Annotated in this window: 2 protein-coding genes; both read left to right on the top strand. The window is 73.4% G+C overall.

All coding sequences use genetic code 11. The annotated features are described in order from the left end of the window. Window positions 1-73 precede the first annotated feature (73 nt). Window positions 74-1,099 carry a Holliday junction branch migration DNA helicase RuvB gene (ruvB, locus tag FOE67_RS24505; protein ID WP_182667005.1) on the top strand — a complete coding sequence of 342 codons (1,026 nt, stop codon included), beginning with the start codon at window positions 74-76 and terminating at the stop codon, window positions 1,097-1,099. A gap of 196 nt (window positions 1,100-1,295) precedes the next feature. Continuing rightward, the gene (gene yajC, locus FOE67_RS24500) at window positions 1,296-1,808 is read left to right on the top strand and encodes a preprotein translocase subunit YajC (protein WP_323385423.1); all 513 of its coding nucleotides are present in this window, start codon (window positions 1,296-1,298) and stop codon (window positions 1,806-1,808) included. Window positions 1,809-1,854 lie beyond the last annotated feature (46 nt).

Raw genomic sequence — 1,854 nt, 5'->3', positions numbered from 1 at the left:
GGGTGCCTCGGACGGGGCCGCCCACCGGTACGGGGACGAGGCCCCCGGAGTCGGACGGGAGGCGCGGGACCGGTTGGTCGCCGCCGCCCCGGACGGGGAGGACCGCGCGGTGGAGGCCGCCCTCCGCCCCCGGGACCTGGGCGAGTTCATCGGTCAGGAGCGGGTGCGCGGGCAGCTGGACCTGGTGCTGAAGGCGGCCCGCGCGCGGGGTGCCACCGCCGACCACGTGCTGCTCTCCGGCGCCCCCGGCCTGGGCAAGACCACCCTGTCCATGATCATCGCCGCCGAGATGGAGGCCCCCATCCGGATCAGCTCCGGGCCGGCCATCCAGCACGCCGGTGACCTGGCGGCGATCCTGTCCTCCCTCCAGGAGGGGGAGATCCTCTTCCTGGACGAGATCCACCGCATGTCCCGGCCCGCCGAGGAGATGCTCTACATGGCGATGGAGGACTTCCGGGTCGACGTGATCGTGGGCAAGGGCCCCGGGGCCACCGCCATCCCCCTGGAGCTTCCCCCCTTCACCCTGGTCGGCGCCACCACCCGGGCCGGTCTCCTGCCGCCGCCGCTGCGCGATCGTTTCGGTTTCACCGCGCACATGGAGTTCTACGCGCCGATCGAACTGGAGCGCGTGATCCACCGCTCCGCGGGCCTGCTCGGGGTGGAGGTTCGCCCGGAGGGGGCCGCCGAGATCGCCGGTCGCTCCCGCGGCACCCCCCGGATCGCCAACCGGCTGCTGCGCCGGGTGCGCGACTACGCACAGGTGAAGGGCGACGGCGTCGTCACCCGGGACATCGCCGCCGCGGCGCTGGAGGTCTACGAGGTGGACGGTCGGGGCCTGGACCGCCTGGACCGTTCGGTGCTCGACGCGCTGCTGAGGCTCTTCGCCGGCGGTCCGGTGGGACTCTCCACGCTCGCCGTCGCGGTGGGGGAGGAGCGCGAGACCGTGGAGGAGGTGGCCGAGCCCTTCCTGGTCAGGGAGGGTCTGCTGGCCCGCACACCGCGAGGTCGCGTCGCCACTCCGGCCGCCTGGAGTCACATGGGGCTCACCCCGCCACGGCAGCGCGGGGAGACCCCCGGCGGGAGCCTGTTCGAGGAGTGAGCGCCCGGGGCGCGCACCCCAAAGGGGGAGCACGCCGTACGGTGGAGCCGTCGGCGCGGAACTTACCCGGTGTCCACGACGTTGTTACGCCGGTAAGGCCTCGCTTAGACTGCGCCGATGCCGGCCCCGGGGGCCGGACCGTCCACCCACACGCCAGGCCACGTCACATCGGCCACATGAAGGAATAACCTCCGCCGTGGAACTCTTCCTCCCGCTCATCCTGCTGATCGGTGTCATGCTTCTCATGTCCCGTTCGGCCCGAAACAAGCAGCGCCAGATGATGGAAATGCGCGACGCGATGGAACCGGGCACCGGTGTCCGGACCATCGGCGGCATGTACGCACTGGTCAAGGAGGTCCGCGAGGACTCCGTGCTGCTGGAGGTCGCTCCGGGGGTGCCCGCGCTCTACACCAAGACCGCGATCGCCGCCGTGCTCGACGCCGACGAGTACCGGAGGATCGTCAACGACGAGCCCTGGCCCGAGGACGACGGCGAGACCCCCGTGGTTCCCGATGACGCGTCCTCGCTGACGGGCGGGGACGGTGCCGACCGTTCCGCCGAGGGCGACTCGGACAAGCCGATCGGGCTGGACAAGCCGGCCGACGCCGCGGGGGAGACCCCCGCCGCGGGGGACGACGCCGGGGGGAACCCCGGGCGCGACCGCCGCGACGGCTCCGCCGAGGACGACGGGAACGGGCCCCGGTCCTGATCCGGCGGGCGGCGCCGGCCCCGGTCGGCCGCCGCCCCCCGGGGAC

Origin of the sequence: Streptomyces calidiresistens, from assembly GCF_014141525.1 — a bacterium.
In the GTDB taxonomy this organism is placed as follows: domain Bacteria; phylum Actinomycetota; class Actinomycetes; order Streptomycetales; family Streptomycetaceae; genus Streptomyces; species Streptomyces calidiresistens.
The sequence above is the reverse complement of the archived record's forward strand: the minus strand, read 5'-3'. Positions and strand labels throughout refer to the sequence as shown.